The organism is Rhodococcus sp. Ni2, assembly GCF_021352185.1.
GTDB classification, from domain to species: Bacteria; Actinomycetota; Actinomycetes; order Mycobacteriales; family Mycobacteriaceae; genus Rhodococcus_F; species Rhodococcus_F qingshengii.
The window spans coordinates 57,088-77,851 of record NZ_WOXZ01000001.1 but is presented as its reverse complement, the minus strand read 5'-3'; the positions used below and the strand labels follow the sequence as shown (position 1 = coordinate 77,851).

19 protein-coding genes are annotated in these 20,764 nt (G+C 62.6%); 15 read left to right on the top strand and 4 right to left on the bottom strand.

Annotated features, from left to right (window positions below; genetic code table 11):
• The first annotated feature begins 205 nt into the window (after positions 1-205).
• From GN300_RS00355 to GN300_RS00345, 3 genes are read left to right on the top strand one after another with little or no spacing between them, the layout of a single operon-like run.
• Positions 206-1,315 (top strand): Re/Si-specific NAD(P)(+) transhydrogenase subunit alpha, encoded by a 1,110-nt coding sequence (locus GN300_RS00355; protein WP_003941381.1) that lies wholly within the window; start codon positions 206-208, stop codon positions 1,313-1,315.
• On the top strand, positions 1,315-1,638 hold the full coding sequence (locus GN300_RS00350; RefSeq protein WP_003941319.1) for an NAD(P) transhydrogenase subunit alpha: 324 nt from the start codon (positions 1,315-1,317) through the stop codon (positions 1,636-1,638). The genes GN300_RS00355 and GN300_RS00350 overlap by 1 nt, the downstream gene beginning before the upstream one ends.
• The gene (locus GN300_RS00345) at positions 1,638-3,068 is read left to right on the top strand and encodes an NAD(P)(+) transhydrogenase (Re/Si-specific) subunit beta (RefSeq protein ID WP_003941368.1); all 1,431 of its coding nucleotides are present in this window, start codon (positions 1,638-1,640) and stop codon (positions 3,066-3,068) included. Before GN300_RS00350 ends, GN300_RS00345 begins: the two co-directional genes overlap by 1 nt.
• Before the next feature lie 394 nt (positions 3,069-3,462).
• On the opposite strand, the gene GN300_RS00340 is transcribed toward GN300_RS00345, so the two are convergent.
• Both GN300_RS00340 and GN300_RS00335 read right to left on the bottom strand, forming a co-directional pair.
• On the bottom strand, positions 3,463-4,116 hold the full coding sequence (locus tag GN300_RS00340; RefSeq protein ID WP_063316892.1) for a hypothetical protein: 654 nt from the start codon (positions 4,114-4,116) through the stop codon (positions 3,463-3,465).
• A 29-nt stretch (positions 4,117-4,145) separates the two neighbouring features.
• The gene (locus GN300_RS00335; protein ID WP_233405629.1) at positions 4,146-5,249 is read right to left on the bottom strand and encodes an MFS transporter; all 1,104 of its coding nucleotides are present in this window, start codon (positions 5,247-5,249) and stop codon (positions 4,146-4,148) included.
• Between the two features lie 28 nt (positions 5,250-5,277).
• Between GN300_RS00335 and GN300_RS00330 the strand changes: the two genes are divergently transcribed.
• The 3 genes from GN300_RS00330 to GN300_RS00320 all read left to right on the top strand — a co-directional run bounded on the left by GN300_RS00330 (position 5,278) and on the right by GN300_RS00320 (position 9,793).
• A complete protein-coding gene (locus tag GN300_RS00330; RefSeq protein ID WP_233405628.1) occupies positions 5,278-8,124 on the top strand; it encodes a DEAD/DEAH box helicase in 2,847 nt (948 codons plus the stop codon).
• A complete protein-coding gene (locus tag GN300_RS00325) occupies positions 8,121-8,894 on the top strand; it encodes an SWIM zinc finger family protein (protein WP_047270178.1) in 774 nt (257 codons plus the stop codon). Before GN300_RS00330 ends, GN300_RS00325 begins: the two co-directional genes overlap by 4 nt.
• 149 nt (positions 8,895-9,043) lie before the next feature.
• Entirely contained in the window at positions 9,044-9,793 is a 750-nt protein-coding gene (locus GN300_RS00320; RefSeq protein ID WP_007726130.1) for a GntR family transcriptional regulator, read from the top strand.
• A 54-nt stretch (positions 9,794-9,847) separates the two neighbouring features.
• Here the strand turns inward: GN300_RS00320 and GN300_RS00315 are convergent, their stop codons facing one another.
• Positions 9,848-10,306: a PTS glucose transporter subunit IIA gene (locus GN300_RS00315; RefSeq protein WP_063316888.1), complete on the bottom strand. Its 459-nt coding sequence runs from the start codon at positions 10,304-10,306 to the stop codon at positions 9,848-9,850.
• Positions 10,303-10,533, bottom strand: a complete 231-nt coding sequence (locus GN300_RS00310) for a glucose PTS transporter subunit EIIB (protein ID WP_003941324.1) — start codon at positions 10,531-10,533, stop codon at positions 10,303-10,305. The genes GN300_RS00315 and GN300_RS00310 overlap by 4 nt, the downstream gene beginning before the upstream one ends.
• A 327-nt stretch (positions 10,534-10,860) precedes the next feature.
• On the opposite strand from GN300_RS00310, the gene GN300_RS00305 reads away from it, so the two are divergent.
• From GN300_RS00305 to GN300_RS00265, 9 genes are all read left to right on the top strand, one after another.
• A complete protein-coding gene (locus GN300_RS00305) occupies positions 10,861-12,204 on the top strand; it encodes a PTS transporter subunit EIIC (protein WP_003941307.1) in 1,344 nt (447 codons plus the stop codon).
• 2 nt (positions 12,205-12,206) lie between these two features.
• Positions 12,207-12,476: an HPr family phosphocarrier protein gene (locus GN300_RS00300; RefSeq protein WP_003941322.1), complete on the top strand. Its 270-nt coding sequence runs from the start codon at positions 12,207-12,209 to the stop codon at positions 12,474-12,476.
• Positions 12,476-14,149 (top strand): phosphoenolpyruvate--protein phosphotransferase, encoded by a 1,674-nt coding sequence (ptsP, locus tag GN300_RS00295; RefSeq protein WP_063316887.1) that lies wholly within the window; start codon positions 12,476-12,478, stop codon positions 14,147-14,149. Before GN300_RS00300 ends, ptsP begins: the two co-directional genes overlap by 1 nt.
• Positions 14,146-15,387 (top strand): N-acetylglucosamine-6-phosphate deacetylase, encoded by a 1,242-nt coding sequence (locus GN300_RS00290; protein ID WP_080712786.1) that lies wholly within the window; start codon positions 14,146-14,148, stop codon positions 15,385-15,387. The genes ptsP and GN300_RS00290 overlap by 4 nt, the downstream gene beginning before the upstream one ends.
• Positions 15,375-16,154, top strand: coding sequence for a glucosamine-6-phosphate deaminase (nagB, locus tag GN300_RS00285; protein WP_007726140.1), 780 nt, complete (start codon positions 15,375-15,377; stop codon positions 16,152-16,154). The genes GN300_RS00290 and nagB overlap by 13 nt, the downstream gene beginning before the upstream one ends.
• A 1-nt stretch (position 16,155) precedes the next feature.
• The gene (locus GN300_RS00280; RefSeq protein WP_050655248.1) at positions 16,156-16,878 is read left to right on the top strand and encodes a copper homeostasis protein CutC; all 723 of its coding nucleotides are present in this window, start codon (positions 16,156-16,158) and stop codon (positions 16,876-16,878) included.
• A 129-nt stretch (positions 16,879-17,007) separates the two neighbouring features.
• Positions 17,008-18,525 (top strand): CoA-acylating methylmalonate-semialdehyde dehydrogenase, encoded by a 1,518-nt coding sequence (locus tag GN300_RS00275; RefSeq protein ID WP_003941275.1) that lies wholly within the window; start codon positions 17,008-17,010, stop codon positions 18,523-18,525.
• Between the two features lie 14 nt (positions 18,526-18,539).
• The gene (locus GN300_RS00270) at positions 18,540-19,700 is read left to right on the top strand and encodes an isobutyryl-CoA dehydrogenase (RefSeq protein WP_063316886.1); all 1,161 of its coding nucleotides are present in this window, start codon (positions 18,540-18,542) and stop codon (positions 19,698-19,700) included.
• A complete protein-coding gene (locus GN300_RS00265; RefSeq protein WP_007726146.1) occupies positions 19,697-20,755 on the top strand; it encodes an enoyl-CoA hydratase/isomerase family protein in 1,059 nt (352 codons plus the stop codon). The genes GN300_RS00270 and GN300_RS00265 overlap by 4 nt, the downstream gene beginning before the upstream one ends.
• Positions 20,756-20,764: the final 9 nt, after the last annotated feature.

Genomic DNA, 20,764 nt, shown 5'->3' with positions numbered 1-20,764 from the left:
CACAGTAGGCTTCTTCAGGTATGTCCAAACATACTGTTCGGACTCGATTCAGATGGAGAAAGTGCGTCGTCGGTTTCCCTACGCCGCGTTAACTCTGGCTACTATCAGTCACCATTCACCCAAAAGCGGGTCATCTTCCGCTCATCACATGCTGGTTGCCGCTCGTCGCAGCAGGCGAACCACCAACCGCAGAAGGTAATGGAAAATGGAAACATCGAAGAGCGCACAAGTGCGTCCGTCGGTCGGCGTCCCTCGAGAATCGAGTGATGGTGAGCGTCGGGTCGCATTGGTGCCGAAAATTGTGTCCGCTTTGATCGGCAAGGGTGTCGACGTGGTCGTCGAGTCCGGGGCCGGTCTCGGGGCGTTGATTCCCGACGAGTTGTACACCGCTGCCGGCGCGAAAATCGGCGATCCGTGGACTGCTGACGTGGTGGTCAAGGTTGCGCCTCCGTCGACAGAAGAGATCGCCCGGATCAGTACCGGCGCGAAGCTCATCGGTTTCCTGAATCCGCGTAATGCGGACAACCGCATCGCCGAGTTGAAGGCTGCCGGCATCGAGGGATACGCCGTGGAGGCGATTCCTCGTATCTCTCGCGCGCAGGTGATGGACGCGTTGTCCTCGCAGGCGAACGTGTCCGGGTACAAGGCTGTTCTGTTGGCAGCATCGGAGTCGACGCGGTTCTTCCCGATGCTCACCACCGCTGCGGGCACGGTGAAGCCTGCGACGGTTCTGGTCCTCGGAGTGGGAGTGGCAGGTCTGCAGGCGCTGGCGACAGCCAAGCGTCTCGGTGGCCGCGCTACCGGGTACGACGTGCGTCCTGAGGTCGCCGACCAGGTGCGTTCGGTGGGTGCACAGTGGCTCGACCTCGGAATCGATGCGGCGGGCGAGGGTGGATACGCCCGCGAGTTGACCGACGACGAGCGAGCGAAGCAGCAGCAGGCACTCGAAGATGCGATCAAGGGCTTCGACGTTGTGATCACCACTGCTCTGGTTCCGGGTCGTCCGGCGCCGCGCCTGGTGACCGCTGCCGCGGTCGAAGGCATGAAGCCGGGCAGTGTGGTGGTCGACCTCGCGGGTGAAACCGGTGGTAACTGCGAGCTGACCGAGCCGGGTCAAACCGTCGTCAAGCACGGCGTGACCATTTGCTCTCCGTTGAATTTGCCGGCGTCCATGCCGGAGCATGCGTCCGAGTTGTACTCGAAGAACATTTCCGCGCTGATCGAACTCATGTTGGTGGAAGGTGCCTTGGCGCCTGATTTCTCCGACGAGGTTCTGGCCGGTGCGTGCGTCACCCGTGAAGAGAAGGGCGCCTGATGTACACATCACTGCTGGCGAACATCGCGATCCTGGTGTTGTCCGGGTTCGTCGGTTTCGCTGTGATCTCCAAAGTTCCGAACACCCTGCACACCCCGTTGATGTCCGGTACGAACGCCATCCACGGCATCGTCGTCCTGGGTGCGTTGGTCGTCCTGGGCAAGGTGCACGATCCCTCGATCGGGTTGCAGATCATCTTGTTCGTCGCGCTCGTCTTCGGAACCGTGAACGTTGTCGGTGGTTTTGTGGTCACGGACCGCATGTTGGCGATGTTCAAGGCCAAGCCGGCCGCCAAGTCTGTGTCGAAGGATGGTGACCAGTAATGGAATACCTGGTCAATGCGCTCTACATTGTCGCGTTCTCGATGTTCATCTACGGCCTCATGGGTCTTACCGGCCCGAAGACCGCAGTCCGCGGCAACCAGATCGCCGCGGTCGGCATGCTCATCGCCGTCGTTGCAACTCTGATCTCCATTCGTGATGCGGAAATGGGGAACTGGATCCTCATCGCTGCCGGCCTTGTCATCGGTGTCGTGCTCGGCGTTCCGCCGGCGCTCCGGACGAAGATGACGGCCATGCCGCAGTTGGTGGCACTGTTCAACGGTGTCGGCGGCGGCACGGTCGCGTTGATCGCGTACGCGGAGTTCCTGGACTCGGACGGTTTCACCGCATTCCAGCACGGCGAATCGCCGACGGTACACATCGTCATCGCGTCGCTCTTTGCCGCGGTGATCGGATCGATCTCCTTCTGGGGCAGCGTGATCGCGTTCCTGAAGCTGCAGGAAACTCTGCCTGGTCGTCCGATCGGAATCGGTAAGCTCCAGCAGCCGCTCAATGCTCTGCTGCTCATTGCCGCCGTCGCGTTCTCGGTGATCATCGGTATCAAGGCGATCTCACCGGAAGGCCCGACCAGCTCACTGTGGATCGTCGGCGTGCTCGTGCTCTCGGGCATCCTCGGACTGATGGTCGTGCTGCCCATCGGCGGCGCGGACATGCCCGTCGTCATCTCGCTGCTCAACGCTCTGACCGGTTTGTCAGCTGCTGCTGCAGGTTTGGCGCTCAACAACCAGGCGATGATCGTCGCCGGCATGATCGTGGGTGCTTCGGGCACCATCTTGACCAACCTCATGGCCAAGGCCATGAACCGGTCCATCCCGGCCATCGTTGCCGGCGGCTTCGGTGGTGGTGGCGGTGAAGCCGCATCCTCCGACGGTGTCGTGCGCACGGCAAAGGCGACCTCGGCCGCCGACGCGGCCATCCAGATGGCCTACGCCAACCAGGTCATCGTCGTACCCGGATACGGACTTGCCGTCGCGCAGGCTCAGCATGCCGTCAAGGACATGGCGAAATTGCTCGAGTCGAAGGGTGTCGAGGTCAAGTACGCCATTCACCCGGTCGCCGGCCGTATGCCTGGTCACATGAACGTTCTTCTCGCAGAGGCGGATGTCTCGTACGACGCGATGAAGGAGATGGACGATATCAACGACGAGTTCTCTCGTACCGATGTCACCTTGGTGATCGGTGCGAACGACGTCACCAACCCGGCGGCGCGCAACGATCCGAGCTCACCGATCCACGGAATGCCGATCCTCAACGTCGACCAGTCGAAGTCGGTCATCGTGCTCAAGCGTTCGATGAACTCCGGTTTCGCCGGTATCGAGAACCCGCTCTTCTTCGCCGAGGGCACTTCGATGCTCTTCGGTGACGCCAAGAAGTCGGTCTCCGAAGTAACCGAGGAGCTCAAGGCGCTCTAGCGCTGGTACTCGGAAGGGGCGTCCACTCGCAGCTGCGAGTGGACGCCTTTTTTCGTGGCCGTGTGTTGCAAAGATGTCGTGTGTTGCAACGACTTCTTGTGCTGAAACGACTTCTTGTGCTGAAACGACAAAGGCGCCTGGTCCGAGACGAAACTCGGAACAGGCGCCTCTGGCGACGTTTTACGGAACCTCGGGGGTTTCGGGGTCGGAAGAGAAGCCGGAAAGTAGTTCGATCAACTTCTGGATCAGTTCGAGCGGGTTCAGATCTTCGAGGCTCACGGTAAAGACTCCTTCGCTGTGGAACTACTTGATTCGGACATTTCAGAACATACGTCATGTCCAACCGTGGCGGGAGAGCTATCGGCGAAAATCTCTGAATCCCAAAGATTTAGGACTAAAGTCGGATGCTCCGGTGCCTGGAGAACGCGATGGCTGCCGTATCTGGGCGCAGCTCTTCACGTTTCGCGGCGATGGGCGATCGTGCCATCAAAATGGCTGCGGCACAGGCCCATACCAGGGTGATCAGAATGCCAGCTATCACTCCGAAAAGGTCGCTCAGCTCGGCGGCGAGCGCGCTGGCACCGATCGCAGCAACTCCGACGAATCCGAGCCCGGCGACCACCGGACGCCACTGCGGGGCGGAGATCAAGATCGCCGAGCAGTACAGCGCGGTCGCCGCTGCGACGTGACCGCTGGGCAATAGGTCCTGGGGAACATCGGGGAGCCAGGAACCGAATGCCGCGTTGGTGAGATTGGCGCCCATTCCGAGGAGCAGGATCGCGCCGATGCCGTATGGCAGTCCGCGGACCATCGAGACGACGGCCAGAGCGGTAGTGGCTGCGAGTACAGCGGTGACGTCGAATCGGCCTACCGTCCACTCGGCAAGTGCGCGCACCTGTTCCGGGACGCTCAAACCGGGCGAGGTGGGTCGCACGAAGTACAAGACGCCCAGCGCTACGACGGCGATCGCGGCAAGGACGAGGAAGCGAGTGGTTGTGGAGGGAGCGGGGTGCTGGGTGGAGGTCGAGACGGTCACGAGTACCAGCATCCCTGTTGAGTCTGTGCCGATCGTGAGGATCAGCTGTGAGGTCTGTAGGCGGTCGGAGAATCGCGCCGAACGACACCCGCACAACCCGCTGCGACCAGGACGCATGCAAACGGGATCAACATTGCTGTGGTGAGAGGCACAAGCTTGGTGACCCAGCCGATGGTTGCCGGACCGGCGAGGAATCCGATGTATCCCATGCCGACGACGCGAGACATGTTGGTGCCGGCCGAACCTGAGCCCAGATTTCCGGCCGTGGTGAAGATCTGCGGAATGCATCCCGACAGGCCGGCGCCGAACAGGGCCCAACCGAGCAACGTCAGTGGTAGCCAGCCGGATACCACGACGGTCAGCATTCCGATGGACGAAAGCAACGCACCGTAGCGAACCACTGCCACCGGGCCTACCGCCGCGCTGATCCGATCCGCGGTGAACCGGCCGACGGTCATCATGGCGGAGAATGCGCCGAACGACAGTGCGGCAACGGCATTCGAAACACCGAGATCTTCCTTGACCTGCAGCGCGCTCCAGTCGTTTGCCACTCCCTCGGCCAGCATCAGAACAAAGGCGAGGGTTCCGAGGGCAAGTACGCGAGCCGAGAATCTGCCGTGTGTCTTTCGGGTAGTCGACCCGGTTTCGGCATGCACGTCGACGTGAGGGAGAAGGGGTCGCGAGCACAACCAGACTGCCAGCAAGCCGATTGCCGACGCGATGCTGAGCGTGACGTACGGCGGAAGATCCAGTGCGAGAGTGCCGAATCCGATGACAGAGCCCAATACGCCACCGACCGAGAACATGCCGTGAAAGGCCGCCATGATCGGGCGCCGGTACAGCTGTTCGGCCTCGACGGCCTGCGAGTTCATCGACACGTCCAATGCACCATTCGCAAACCCGAATACGACAAGTGCAGCGCCCAGTTGCCAGGTGTTCGTGGCAAACCCCGGGCCGAGAGTGGCGAATGCCAGCCCGCTACCCGCCAGGACGACCATGCGTCTGCTGCCGTATCGATCTGCGAGCGGACCGCTCAATTGCATACCGGCAATGGCTCCGACAGCAAGAAGGAGAAGCAGTGAGCCGAGCGTCGAGTGACTGATCCCCACTCGGTGTTCGATGGACGGGATGTGGACGACCCACATCGCGAGGAGAAATCCGTTGATGCCGAAAATGCCGAAGATGCCGGCGCGGGCACGCACCAGGGCGGAGGTGGGGACTGCGCGGTCGGTGGGGCTCAAACTGTGGGTCGACGGGCACGAGGGTGCCGGGACCGACGATCCCCGTGATCCGGTCAGTGCTGTCCTGCATCGCAAGTTCCGTCATCGTGTGAATGTCGCTATGCCGCCCGTACCTGGCGGGCCTTTGCAGAGTGAGTACGCAGCTGTTGCGTTGGCGCCGCCGGACGCAGTCGATCTCCTGCTGCGGTTCAAGGCCGACGATCAGCGAATTGCGGGAGACCTGCACTTTCTCGTACATGTGGCGCGAGGTATCGACCGTTGGGTGCGCGCCGGGAGGGTGGTGCCGGCGCTGACGCGAGCCGAGGGTAGTTGGTGGCCGCGGTGGCAGTTGTCTGTGGGGGAACGCCAGCGCGCCTGGATCGGCGAATTGGTAGTGGCCATGCCGCCGGTGCAGCGGGCGGTCGGCTCGCCGAGGGCGACGATCGAAGACATCACGAACGAACTCACGGACCCGATCGTCCGTCGTGTTCTCGGTGACTCAAATCCGGTGGTGCAGACCCCGCTGTGGCAGGCCGTACTGTCCGGGGATGCTTTCGACGACGTGTCGGTACGAGCGGCCGAGGGACTCGCCGAATGGGGGGCGACGTTCACCGCCGGAGAGCCGGACCTGGTTCTGCGGCTGATCGAGCCTGAACTCGACGACAATTCCGATCCGGACGACGACGCGCTGTGGCGTCTGCACGTGTGTTTGCGTCCCGAAGGTGAAGCGCCCGAACGTGTTCGACTGCACCGGGCAGATCCCAAACGTATCCAGCTCGGCAGCCGCAAGCTCGAAGACGCAATCAAGGCTTACCCACGTTTTCGCGACGTGCCGCGTGACGAGGACAGCCTCGACCTGTTGCTGCCCACACCTGTCGTGATGGACCTGGTCGGACACGGCGCGATTGTCCTGCGAGAGCGAGGGATCACGCTGTTGCTTCCTCGCGCATGGAACGTGGTGTCTCCATCCCTGCGTGTGCGCGTGACCTCGGCGGCATCTCCGATCGTTGCGGAGAATCGTACGGTCGGTATGGACCAATTGCTGGAATACGATTGGGAATTGGCGCTCGGAGACAAGGTACTCACCGCCGAGGAAATGACCCGACTCGTCGATGCGAAGTCCGATCTGGTCCAGTTGCGCGGCGAGTGGGTTCAGGCGGACAAAGACGTCCTGGCCCGCGCGGCTCGTTTTGTCAGTCAGCGGCACTCGAGCGGGGACCGAGCGATCGTCGATCTGATCAAGGATTTGATCGCCGACGACCTCAAAGACCTGCCGGTCGAGGAAGTGAAGGCAACCGGATGGGCTTCGGCACTGCTCGACCAGTCGGTGGCTCCGCGGCAGGTCGCGGTACCGTCGACGGTCAACGCGACTTTGCGTCCGTATCAACGACGCGGTCTGGACTGGTTGGCGTACATGAGTGCTCTCGGGCTCGGCGCCGTTCTGGCCGACGACATGGGTCTGGGTAAGACGCTGCAACTGTTGGCGTTACTTGCGCACGAGAAGTCCAAGACAGCAACCCTTTTGGTGTGCCCGATGTCGGTTGTGGGTAACTGGCAGCGTGAAGCGGCGCGATTCGTGCCGAGCTTGCGCGTCTACGTTCATCACGGTTCGGATCGCGCTACCGGGGCGGAGTTGGAACAGGCAGTTCGTGAGAGTGACCTCGTGATCACCACCTACGCGCTCATGACCCGCGACGTCGCGGCCCTCAAGGATCTCGACTGGCGGCGCGTAGTGCTCGACGAGGCTCAACACATCAAGAACGCCAAGACATCTCAGGCGAGAGCTGCTCGCAGCATCCCCGCGGATCATCGCGTTGCTCTGACCGGAACGCCGGTGGAGAACCGACTGGACGAGCTGCGGTCCATCCTCGATTTTGCCAATCGCGGTGTGCTCGGCTCGGAGCAGATGTTCCGCAAAAGGTTTGTCGTACCGATCGAGCGGGAAAAAGATCAGCTTGCCGTCTCTCGACTGCGAGCCGTCACGTCCCCCTTTGTGCTGCGGCGCGTGAAGACCGATCCCGCCGTGATCGCGGATCTTCCGGAGAAGTTGGAGATGACGGTTCGAGCGAATCTCAGCGAAGAGCAGGCCGCGTTGTACCGCGCCGTGGTGGACGAGATGATGGCGCAGATCAAGGGGACGGAAGGGATGAAGCGCAAGGGCGCCGTCCTGTCTGCGCTGACCAAACTCAAACAGGTGTGCAATCATCCCGCGCACTTCCTGCGCGACGGTTCGCCGGTGATGCGCCGCGGGCAACACCGTTCGGGAAAGCTCGGACTGGTCGAGGACATCGTCGAGTCGGTCATCGGCGACGACGAGAAGGTTCTGTTGTTCACACAGTTTCGTGAGTTCGGCGAATTGGTGGTGCCGTACCTGGCCGACCGGTTCACCACCGAAGTTCCGTTTCTCCACGGCGGAGTGTCGAAAGCCGGGCGCGACGCCATGGTCGAGGCATTCCAAGGTGAAGGCGGCCCGCCCATCATGGTGCTCTCGCTCAAGGCCGGCGGCACGGGTCTGAATCTCACGGCGGCCAACCATGTGGTTCACCTCGACAGATGGTGGAACCCGGCGGTAGAGAACCAGGCGACGGACCGTGTCTTCCGCATCGGTCAGAGAAAGAACGTTCAGGTACGCAAGATGGTGTGCGTCGGAACCTTGGAAGAGCGAATCGACACGATGATCGCGAGTAAAAGTGAACTCGCCGAACTTGCAGTCGGGACTGGTGAGAACTGGGTGACGGAGATGAGCGTCGAGCAACTGGACGAGCTGTTGCGACTCGGCGACGACGCGGTGGGCGAATGAGTCCGCGCGGTAAGGGCCCCGATTTCAGTGAGTACACCGGGCCTCGACGGCGAGCACCCGCGCCGGTCAAGCCTCGTCCAGCGTTCGGGAGGACGTTCTGGGGCAAGGCTTTTGTTCGGGTCGTCGAAGAGATCGGCGACAAACCTCGTGTCACGCGTGGGCGTACGTATGCGCGTTCGGGTCAGGTCTTGGCGCTCGACATCGAACCAGGAGTGGTGACGGCCGAGGTTCAAGGCAGCCAACTTCAACCGTTCGTTTCCACGCTGTCGATCGACACCCTCGATCAATCGGATATCGACGACATCATCACCAAGATCCGCCGCGTGCCGGGAAGTCTTGCCGCACTGGTGTCCGGCGTTGTCCCGGACATGCTTGCTGCTCAACTGATACCGGACGGTCCGTCGGCGTTTCGCTTCGACTGCACCTGCCCCGATGTCGGTTGGCCGTGCAAACACGCTGCGGCCGTGGCGTTCTTGACCGCGGAGCGAATCGACACCGATCCGCTCAGGTTGCTGAGACTTCGCGGGGTCGACCTGGAGCAGTTGATCGGGGGAGTAGAAGACGAGTCGACTGTTTCGGTGGACGTCGAGAATTGGTTCGGAATCGCGGCTGCCCTCCCTGCGCTACCGAAGGTGCCTTTTCGCGCGGCGATCGACGATCTGGATATCAGGCGGTTGCGCGAGGCGGTTGCGGCATTGGGATTGGACATGGCTCAGCAGAACGTCGCCTTGGACGAAATACGGTCCATCTACCGACGGTTGGACGGTTGAAATCGGACAACTCCGGACTGGTGCTAGTTTCCTGTCGTAAATTCCAGTATCGTTAATTGGACCGGTCCGGTCGGGACCTGCCTGCGATTTCAGGTCGTTGTCGTCGGCGAATAGACGACTATTCATTTCTCGGAGGGACAGTCGCTGTGATGCCCGTTCATTTGCGCGACAGCGCAATACCCAAACACGAGCAGTTGCGCACCATTCTCCTGCGCAAGTGCACCCAAGAGCTCCAGCCTGGCGACTTGATGACCAGCGAGCGAAACCTGATGCAGGACTACGGCGTCAGTCGGATCACGGTTCGCGAGGCAATCGGGCAACTGGTCAATGACGGACACCTCGTTCGCGTGCGTGGCAAGGGAACCTTCGTTGCGCACCGTGCTGTCCAATCCAAGCTGCACCTTGCATCCTTCACCGAGGAAATGCGCGCCCAGGGGCATCACCCCACGACGGTGGTCCTGGTCAGCGAACAGGGGCCGGTCCCCGAAAACACTGCTGCCGCACTGAATATGCGACCGGGTTCCGACGGTTACCACGTCAAGCGCTTGCGCCTTGCCGACGGCGAGCCGGTGAGCGTGGACGACGGCTGGTTCAATCCCGAACTGTTGCCGGGTTTACTCGACATGGACTTGACGGGTTCGATCTATCGGGCAACCGCCGACAAGTACGACAAGCCGATCGATCGGGCAGAGCAGACAGTCAGTGCAGATGGTGCCAGTACGGAGATCGCGACTCTCCTGGGCACTCGTAAAGGCGCTCCGGTTCTGTACTTCGATCGAGTGTCGTTCAGCGAGATCGCACCGGTCGAGCACACTCGCAGTTGGTACCGATCCGACCGCTACCAGTTGCAGATGGAAGTCCAGGGCCAAGCGCGGCCCAAAACGCGCGGCGACCAATAGTCATCGTTCGAAGCGAAAGGGCGAGCACACCTTCCGGTGTGCTCGCCCTTTGCGCTACGCCGACCAGTCGAACAGAGTGTCGCCAGTGGTGACGTCCCTACCGACGGAAGGGGATTCGACGGTGTCCGGTTTGGAATCCATTACGACAACCGGGCAGATCGCCGAGTAGCCGGTCGTGTCGATGTGCGCTGGATCGAAGCTGACAATGGGATCACCCGCATCGACGGTGTCACCCTCGGCGGCGATGAGCGTGAATCCGTCGCCTTCCAGCTTGACCGTGTCGATGCCGATATGGACCAGCACGCCGGTGGCCTTCTCGCCGAAGATCACAAACGCGTGGGGGTGCAGTTTCAGGATCTTTCCGCTGATCGGCGCCACGACCGTGAGCGGGCCTTGACCGCGGGCGGGTTCGATCGCGACGCCCGAGCCGACCATCTGCTGAGCGAACACCGGGTCCGGGACGTCCGCGAGTGCGACGACCCGACCGGGCAGCGGGGCGAGGACGACCGTCACAGGATGTCCTCGATGTCCTCGGCAAGGGTGTCGGCCTCGGGCCCGACGATGACCTGGACAACCGTTCCGGCTTTGAGCACGCCGTGTGCGCCGGCAGCCTTGAGAGCGGACTCGTTCACCTTCGCTCCGTCCTTGACCTCGGTACGCAGGCGGGTGATGCAAGCCTCGATCTCGACGATGTTCTCGGCGCCGCCGAGGCCCTTGATGATTGCTTCCGCTTTCGACATTTGCTGCTCCTGATTGTCGGGTTGGTCGTGATCGTTGAACGGTCGTACAGGTGGGCTGACTAGTTGCTGGTCAAGGCTATCCCGGTTACGTATGTCACATTTGGGTGTTGACAACTCGCCTCCACCAGGTAAAACTACAACTGGTTATGACCGGACAGTACCCGTTGGAAGTCCGGCTCCACAACAGTTTCGACAAAACGGTTTCGGCCTCACTTCCGAGCAAGAACCGTGACCTGCATTTTCACGAAACCTGCACGTGTACGACACCCGAATTTCCAGAACCAGCGGCCGATCGCGACGCGGCCCGGCGAACGAAGAAGGTCCTTGATGACTCTCGAAGACACCCCGAAGAAGGAATCGAAAGTGTTCGCCGGGGTTCAACGCCTCGGCCGAAGCTTGATGCTTCCGATCGCCGTTCTGCCGGCTGCGGGAATCTTGCTCCGCCTCGGCCAGGACGACCTGCTCGGGCGATTCAGTTCGATGCACAGTGCTGCTGCAGTGATCTCTGCGGCAGGACAAGCAGTCTTCACGTGGCTGCCGCTGATCTTCGCCGTCGGTATCGCGATCGGCTGGGCCAAGAAGGCCGACGGATCGACTGCCTTGGCAGCCGTCGTCGGCTACATGGTGATCGACGGCGTGTTCAAGGCGATGTCGCCGATCGTCCTCGAAGGGAAGACGGACCCGAACGGGGATCAATCCCTGATCAACTACGGTGTGCTCGCCGGTATCGTGATGGGCTTGCTGTCGGCGATCTTGTGGCAGCGGTTCTATCGAACGAAGCTTCCCGATTATCTCGGGTTCTTCAACGGGCGCAGGCTCGTTCCCATCCTGACAGCGATCACCGGTCTTGTGGTCGGTGTCCTGATGGCATTCGTGTACCCCTTGTTCAACTCCGGCCTCAACTGGGTCGGTGAAGCAGTTGCTTCCAATACCGTTGTGGGCGGCGGCATTTACGGCGCAGCGAACCGCCTCCTGATCCCCACGGGCCTGCACCACATCTTGAACTCCGCCGTGTGGTTCCTGATCGGCGACTACCAGGACGCGAGCGGTCAGATCGTTCGCGGTGACCTCAACCGGTTCTTCGCCGGCGACCCCTCCGCTGGTACGTTCATGACCGGCTTCTTCCCGATCATGATGTTCGCCCTCCCCGCTGCAGCCTTCGCAATCTGGCGCAACGCCAAGCCTTCTCAGAAGAAGCTCGTCGGCGGCATCATGCTCTCCACCGGCCTGACCGCATTCCTCACCGGTATCACCGAGCCGCTCGAATTCTCCTTCATGTTCGTCGCGTGGCCCCTGTACGTCATCCACTCGCTCCTGACCGGAACGTCGATGGCCTTGGTCAATGCGCTCGGGATTCACGACGGATTCACGTTCTCCGCAGGCTTCTTCGACTACGTGTTGAACTTCGGCAAGGCAACCAACGCATGGATGTTGATCCCGATCGGACTCGGCTACGCCGTGATCTACTACTTCCTTTTCAGCTTCGTCATCAAGAAGTGGAATCTGCGCACGCCAGGACGAGAAGAAGAGGTCGAGGTGGCCGCAGGTGAGCCCGACCCAGCGCTGCTCGAGGCCGAACTGGCACTGGCTGCCGAAGGTGACAGCCGCACCGACGCCCCGCTCGTCGCCGAACTGGAAAACAAGCTCGACAAGGAACTGGAAGGACGCTGAACATGGCGATCGCAACCACGACAATCGGATCCCGCGTCGGACTCCACGCACGACCCGCAGCGCTCTTCGCGCGCGCCGCAGCCGATCTACCGGTAGACGTCACCATCGCGCTCGGCGACGGCGAACCCGTCGATGCCTCCAGCATGTTGTCTGTCATGACTCTCGGTGCAGCATTCGGGGATTCGGTGACCTTGCGTGCTGACGGTGACGGCGCCGACGCTGCGGTCGGTTCGCTCGCAGAGCTTCTCGCATCCGAACTGGACGAAGCTTGATGACGGCGAGTGTGGACCACCGCATCGCGGGTATCGGAGTGAGCGCGGGTTCGGTCTGCGCGCCGTGGTTGCGATTCTCCACGCCTGAGCCGACCTCGGCGTCGGACCCGATCACAGGCAGTCCCGAGGCGGAGCTGATCAGGATCCGTGAGGCACTGAACGCCGTCGCGGAGGAACTGCTCTCGCGTGCAAAGACAGTCGAGGGCGTCTCCGCGGAGATCCTGACGACGTCGGCTGCGATGGCGCGCGACGCGGGCATCGTGAAGGCGGCCAAGGCGAACCTGGAATCGGGGCTGCCGACCGCACACGCCGTCGCAGTCGCCTTCGACGCCTTCTGTGAAAAGCTCACGGCGCTCGGCGGGTACATGGCCGAACGGGCAACCGATCTGCGCGATCTCGGGCAGCGAGCCGTGGCCGTTCTTCGAGGGGAGCCGATGCCCGGAATCCCCACTCCCGGTTACCCGTACATACTGGTGGCGCGCGACCTCGCTCCGGCGGATACGGCGACGCTGGGCAGCAGTGACGTGGTCGGATTGTTGACTGCCGAAGGAGGTCCGACCAGCCATACGGCTATCTTGGCGAAGTCGCTCGGAATCCCGGCCGTGGTCAACTGCTCGGGAACCGATCTGCTGGCGGAGGGGAAACTTCTCATCCTCGACGGCACCACCGGGACGGTCACCATCGATCCCTCGGCAGAAACGCGCGAGCGCGCAGTCCTCGAAGCATCGTTCGTGGCAGAGCAGTCGGCTTCGGCACAGGGTCCAGGACGCACGCGTGACGGGTTCGCGGTGAGGTTGTCGGCCAACATCGGAACCCTCGAGGACGCGGCGCGGGCCGGAGCGGCGGATTGCGAGGGCGTCGGACTGTTCCGTACCGAATTCTCGTATCTCGGGCGTCACGACGCACCGTCGGTGGAGGAGCAAGCACAGACGTACGCGTCGGTGCTCGGGCACTTCGCCGGACAGAAGGTGGTGGTCCGCACTCTCGATTCGGGTTCGGACAAGCCGTTGCCGTTTCTCGATCTCGGGGTCGAGGAGAATCCGGCCCTTGGTATCCGCGGGCTCCGTGTCGGCACGGTTTATCCCGACACCCTCATCAGCCAGCTCGACGCCCTCGCGGCGGCCGGCAATGCGACGGGTGCCGATCTGTGGGTCATGGCGCCGATGGTAGCTACGGCCGACGAGGCGAAAGACTTTGCAGAACTTGCGCGTTCGCGGGGGATCGGCAAGGTCGGAGCAATGATCGAGGTTCCAGCTGCAGCGTTGCGGGCGAAGGATATCCTCGAGCACCTCGATTTTGTCAGTATCGGTACCAATGATCTGAGCCAGTACACCTGCGCCGTGGATCGTATGGCCGGAGGCCTGGCGCAACTGCTCGATCCGTGGCAGCCGGCGGTCCTCGATCTGATCGCGATGGTCGGTCAGGCGGGCGCCGATGCCGGAAAACCTGTTGGTGTGTGCGGAGAATCCGCGTCGGACCCGCTGTTGGCTCCGGTTCTGGTCGGTTTGGGCGTGACGAGTCTGTCGATGTCGGTCCCGGCATTGGGCGCAGTTCGCGCGCAACTGGTCTCTCTCGATCTGGCGGTGTGCAAGGACATGGCCGCGGCGGCGCGGGGCGCGCGAAACCCGATCGAGGGTAGAGCGGCCGTCGCGCGGATTCGCGAGTCGGCATGAGTACATCAGGCTCGGCTACTGTCGGCGATCCGATCGTATTGCGGGGAACTGTGATCGGATCTCCGGCCGGGAAGATTCACGACGGAGTCGTCGTCGTGGACGGCGAAAAGATCAGTTGGGTCGGCTCGGCTGCGGACTATGTGGCGTCCACACCCGTCGTCGTCATTCCGGAACGCACCGACGCGGTGATCATGCCCGGCCTGATCGATGTCCACAGCCACGGCGCCGCGGGTGCTGGTTTCCCGAACACCGACGCCGATGGAGCGAGCCGCGCGGCGGCGCATCATTGTGAGCACGGCACGACCGGAATGCTGGCCAGCCTGGTCTCCGCACCGCGCGCAGATCTGGTGCGACAAGCAACGATGCTCGCCGATCTGGTCGAACGCGGAGAACTTCTGGGTATCCACCTCGAGGGGCCGTTCATCAACGGCGTCCGCTGCGGTGCCCAGGATCCGGCGGCGATCATTCCCGGTGATCCGGATCTGCTCGAAGCCGTGTGTGACGCCGCGCGTGGGACCGTGCGGTCCATGACCTTGGCGCCCGAGACCGAGAATTTCGAAGAGTTGCTCGCGATCATGCGTCATCGCAACATCGTGCCGAGTTTCGGTCACACCGATGCCGACGCGGCAACGACGTCGGCGCGGATCGATGCTGCGGTGCAGGGGGATTGGGCCGGACAGATCAGCGCGACCCACCTCTTCAACGGGATGCCGCCCCTGCACCATCGATCTCCGGGTCCCGTCGCGGCGTGCCTGGCGGCTGCCGCGAGAGGCGAGATGGTGGTGGAACTGATCGCAGACGGTGTGCATCTTGCGCCCGAGACCGTGTCGATGGTCTTCGACGCTGTCGGACCGGACCAGATCGCCTTGGTCAGTGATTCGATGGCCGCGGCGGGAATGGACGACGGCGACTACCAACTCGGTGCGCTCGACGTCACGGTTGCCGACGGAGTGGCAAGACTCGCGACCACCGACGGCAGTTCCGGTGCCATCGCCGGAGGGACTGCAAGATTGCTCGACGTGCTTCGCAGCACTGTCTTCGACGGCGGCGTCGCGCTGGAAGACGCTGTGGCAGCGGCAACTCGGAGCCCAGCGCGTCTGCTGGGACTTGGCGACCTGATCGGATCGCTAGCCGTGGGCTGCCGAGCCGACATCCTGATCACCGATCGTCACTTGCGCCTGGGGCGTGTACTACTCGGCGGAAAAGTCGCCGGAAAGGAAAAATCATGGAAATCGTAATTCAGCCGACACCCGCGGAGGTCGACTCGACCGTCGCGGACATCGTCGAAGGCTACGTCAGAGCCGGGGCGACGACGCTCGGTCTCGCAACGGGGTCGTCGCCGATCGGAACCTATCGTGAACTGGCAGCGAGGCATCGCGACGCCGAACTCGACTTCTCGCTGGCTCGGGCATTCCTGCTCGACGAGTACCTGGGATTGCCGAAACGCCATCCGCAGTCGTACTACTCGGTGATTCGGTCGGAGTTCGTCGATCACGTCAACCTGGATCCCGCGATGGTGTCCAGTCCCAACGGTGAAGCGCCGTGCCCGGAGCAGGAGATCGCCCGGTACGACCAGAGCATCGCGGCGGCCGGGGGAGTGGACGTGCAGTTGCTCGGCATCGGTACCGACGGCCACATCGGCTTCAACGAGCCCGGATCGTCGTTGACCTCGAGAACCCGCGTGAAGACGCTGACCGAGCAGACCCGGATCGACAACGCACGCTTCTTCGACGGTGTGGACGACGTCCCACATCACGTGCTCACCCAGGGGCTCGGAACCATCAGCGATGCAAGGCATCTGGTGATGATCGCGACCGGAGAAGGCAAGGCTGACGCGATCGCCGCTGCCGTCGAAGGTCCGTTGTCTGCCTTCTGCCCGGCTTCGGTGATGCAATTGCATCGCCATGTCACCGTCGTCATCGACGAAGCTGCGGCCAGTTCACTCAAACTTGCCGACTACTACCGGTATGCGCTCGAACACAAGCCGTCGTGGCAGTCCTTCTGACATGACGGTTCTGGAGCTGGCTGTGCAGGACGTGCGGGGGGCGAGGATCGCGCGTTCGGTGGGAGCGACTCGAGTCGAGTTGTGTGCGGCACTCGGCCCGACGGGGGGATTGACGCCCAGCATCGGAGTGATCGAGGCTGTGTCGGAAGTGGGGATCGCGGTTCACCCGCTGATCCGTCCGCGCGCCGGAGGTTTTGTGTTCTCACCCGACGAAGTGTGGGTGATGGAGCACGACGTACATGCTGCTGTGGCCGGTGGAGCTTCCGGCATCGTGATCGGCGCGCTGACAGAAGACAATTCGATCGACACCGTCGTGCTGCGCCGCATCATCGGATGCGTGGACCGGGCGAGAGTCGAGGTGACAGTACATCGTGCGATGGACGTGGTGACCGACCGTCTGACCGCGCTGGACGAACTGATCGACCTGGGCGTGACCCGCGTGCTGACGTCCGGGGGTGCGGACACTTGCAATGAGGGACTCGACGAGATCGGTCGAATGGTCGAACATGCCGCGGGCCGGATCCAGATCATGGCCGGTGGCGGAATAACCGTCGACGACATCCCGGCAATCGCCGCCGTCGGCGTCGATGCGGTGCATCTCTCGGCGCGCAAGGTTGTCGCAGTTTCCGGCGGACCTGGTGGGGGATCGGACGGATACGACGTCACCGATGCAGTAGTCGCGCAGGAAGCGGCAGCCGCGCTCCGCGCTGTGCGCCTTTATTAACCCCCCGCGGTTAATAAAGGCGCACAGCCCTTGGGCTCTAGACATACATGGACATCCAACTATAGGATGGTAGACATATTCACTGCTGCCTCCTGGGCGGTCCATACGAGCAAGGAACGGGTTAGCACAATGGTTGAAAATGCGACGGTTCACGAGTTGACGCACTTCGTCGGTGGCAAGCGTGTTCCCGGGACATCTGATCGATTTGCGGACGTGTTCGATCCCAACACCGGCAAGGTGCAGGCCCGCGTTCCCCTCGCGAGCAAGGCCGAGACCGAAGCCATCATCGCCAATGCCGAAGAGGCGCAGCAGGTGTGGGCAGCGTTCAACCCGCAGAAGCGTGCCCGCGTGCTGATGAAGTTCCTGCAGCTCGCCCAGGCCGAGATGGATTCTCTGGCCCGCCTCCTCTCGTCCGAGCACGGCAAGACCGTCGCCGACGCCAAGGGCGACATCCAGCGTGGCCTCGAGGTCATCGAGTTCGCCGTCGGCGCTCCGCACCTGCTCAAGGGCGAATTCACCGAGAGTGCCGGCACCGGCATCGACGTGTACTCCATGCGCCAGCCGCTCGGCGTCGTTGCAGGCATCACGCCCTTCAACTTCCCCGCGATGATCCCGCTGTGGAAGGCCGGCCCCGCCCTCGCCGCCGGTAACGCCTTCATCCTTAAGCCCTCCGAGCGCGACCCCTCCGTCCCGCTGCGCCTGGCTGAACTGTTCCTCGAGGCGGGACTGCCCGCGGGTGTGTTCAACGTGGTCAACGGTGACAAGGAAGTTGTCGACGTTCTGCTCACCGACGACCGAATCAAGGCTGTCGGCTTCGTCGGCTCCACGCCGATCGCTCAGTACATCTACGAGACGGCCGCAGCTCACGGCAAGCGCGCACAGTGCTTCGGTGGCGCCAAGAACCATGCGATCGTCATGCCGGACGCGGACCTCGACGAGGTTGCCGACGCCCTGATCGGTGCAGGCTACGGCAGCGCCGGCGAGCGTTGCATGGCCATCTCGGTTGCCGTTCCCGTCGGCGAGGAGACCGCGGACGCTCTTGTCGCGAAGCTGAAGGAGCGCGTCGCGAAGCTCAAGATCGGTCGCAGTGACGACGAAGGCGTCGATTTCGGACCGCTCGTTTGCCAGGATGCCCTCGACCGCGTCAACAACTACGTGCAGATCGGCATCGACGAGGGCGCAACGGCAGTCGTCGACGGCCGCGGCTTCACCCTCGAAGGCCACGAAGGTGGATTCTTCGCCGGCGCAACCCTGTTCGATAACGTCACCTCGGACATGCGCATCTACAAGGAAGAGATCTTCGGACCCGTCCTTCAGGTGGTCCGCGCTGCCGATTACGAAGAGGCACTGCGTCTTCCGACCGAACACGAGTACGGCAACGGCGTCTCCATCTTCACCCGCGACGGCGACACCGCGCGTGACTTCACCGCTCGCGTCAACGTCGGCATGGTCGGCGTGAACGTGCCGATCCCGGTCCCGATCGCGTACCACACCTTCGGTGGCTGGAAGCGCTCCGGATTCGGTGACCTGAACCAGCACGGTCCCGACTCCTTCCGCTTTTACACCAAGACCAAGACCGTGACGCAGCGCTGGCCTTCCGGCAAGAAGGAAGAGACCAACCACTTCGTCATCCCCACGATGAACTGATCGGAACACTTTCCATGTTTACTCTGACCGATGACGAGCGGGCGATTCGTGACACTGCCCGCGACTTCGCGGCCGAGCATCTGGCGCCCAACGCAGTGGAGTGGGATCAGACCAAGCATTTCCCGGTGGACGTCCTCCGTAAGGCGGCGTCCCTGGGAATGGGCGGTATCTACATTCGTGAAGACGTGGGCGGCAGTGAGCTGAGCCGCGTCGACGCTGCCCGGATCTTCGAAGAGCTGGCCAAGGGCGATCCGTCGATCGCCGCGTACATCTCCATCCACAACATGGTCACGTGGATGATCGACCAGTTCGGCAACGACGAACAGCGCCACAAGTGGGTTCCCGGACTCTGCTCGATGGATCAACTGGGCAGCTACTGCCTCACCGAACCCGGCGCTGGCTCCGATGCTGCGGGCCTGAGCACCAAGGCCGTTCGCGACGGTGACGACTACATCCTCAACGGCGTCAAGCAGTTCATCTCCGGCGCAGGCACTTCCGACGTGTACGTCGTGATGGCGCGCACCGGATCTGCCGGCGCCAAGGGGATCTCGGCGTTCATCGTGCCCAAGGATTCGCCCGGACTGTCCTTCGGTGCCAACGAGGTCAAGATGGGCTGGAACGCGCAGCCCACCCGTCAGGTGATCTTCGAAGACGTGCGAGTTCCTGCCGCCAACATGCTCGGTGAAGAGGGCAGCGGATTCCGCATCGCCATGAAAGGTCTCAACGGCGGCCGGCTGAACATCGCCGCCTGTTCGGTTGGTGGGGCCCAGGCAGCGCTGGAGAAGGCAGTCGAATATCTGGTGGACCGCAAAGCTTTCGGTTCGGCACTGATCGAGTCGCAGGCCCTGCAGTTCCAGCTCGCCGACATGCGTACCGAACTCGAAGCGGCCAGGACGTTGCTGTGGCGCGCCGCTGCCGCACTCGAAGACGGAGCGTCCGACGTCGTGGAGTTGTGTGCGATGGCCAAGCGCTTTGCCACCGACACCGGGTTCGACGTAGCCAACAAGGCTCTCCAGCTTCACGGCGGGTACGGCTATCTTGCTGAGTACGGGATCGAGAAGATCGTCCGCGATCTTCGGGTTCATCAGATCCTCGAAGGCAGCAACGAGATCATGAGGGTGGTCATCGCGCGCAGCGTGGTCGCATCAGGTCAGGGAAAGCAAGGAGCAGTATGAGCGACGAGCTCGAGGTATTGATCGAAAAGCGTGACGGACTGGGGCTCATCACCCTCAACCGGCCCAAGGCGATCAATGCCCTCAACCACTCGATGGTCAAGGCGATGGCCAAGGCACTCGCGGAATGGAAGTACGACGACGACGTCAAGGCGGTCGTACTCACGGGCGCCGGCGAGCGTGGTCTGTGCGCCGGCGGCGACATCGTCTCGATCTACCACGACGCCAAGGACGGCAAGACCGGTTCGCTCGATTTCTGGCGTGAGGAGTACATCCTCAATTCCGAGATCGCGAACTACCCGAAGCCGTACGTCGCAATCATGGACGGGATCGTCATGGGCGGCGGCGTCGGAGTGTCCGCACACGGCGACATTCGCATCGTGACCGAGCGCTCGATGATCGGAATGCCCGAGACCGGAATCGGTTTCATCCCTGACGTGGGCGGAACTTACCTGCTCTCGCGTGCTCCCGGTGAACTCGGAACGCACATCGCGCTCACCACGGCGCGACTGAGCGCCGGCGATGCCATCGCAGCAGGCTTCGCGGATCACTTCATCCCGTCGGAGAACATCGAGACGTTCATCGCCGCACTCGCGTCGTCTTCGGTTGCCGACGCCGTGGCGCAGTACGCGGAGCCGGCTCCGGTGTCGGAACTGTTGGCCCAGCAGAGCTGGATCGACGCCGCGTACTCTGCCGACGACGTCTCCACCATCGTCGAGCGTCTTCGAGCGAGTGGAATCCCCGAGGCGGAGAAGGCAGCGGAGCAGATTCTCGGCAAGTCTCCGATTGCACTGTCGGTGACCCTGCGATCCCTGCGACATGCCAAGGAAGCAGCAAGCTTGGAAGAAGTCCTCAACGAGGAGTTCCGGGTCTCGACGGCAGCGCTCGCCTCACACGACCTGGTCGAGGGTATTCGCGCCCAGGTAGTCGAGAAGGACCGAAACCCGAAGTGGTTGCCGGCAACCCTCGAAGATGTCACGGCTGAATCCGTCGATGCCTACTTCGCCCCGCTGGGCGACAACGAGCTCGGACTCACCCCTCAACCGCAAGGCAACTGATCACCGCCG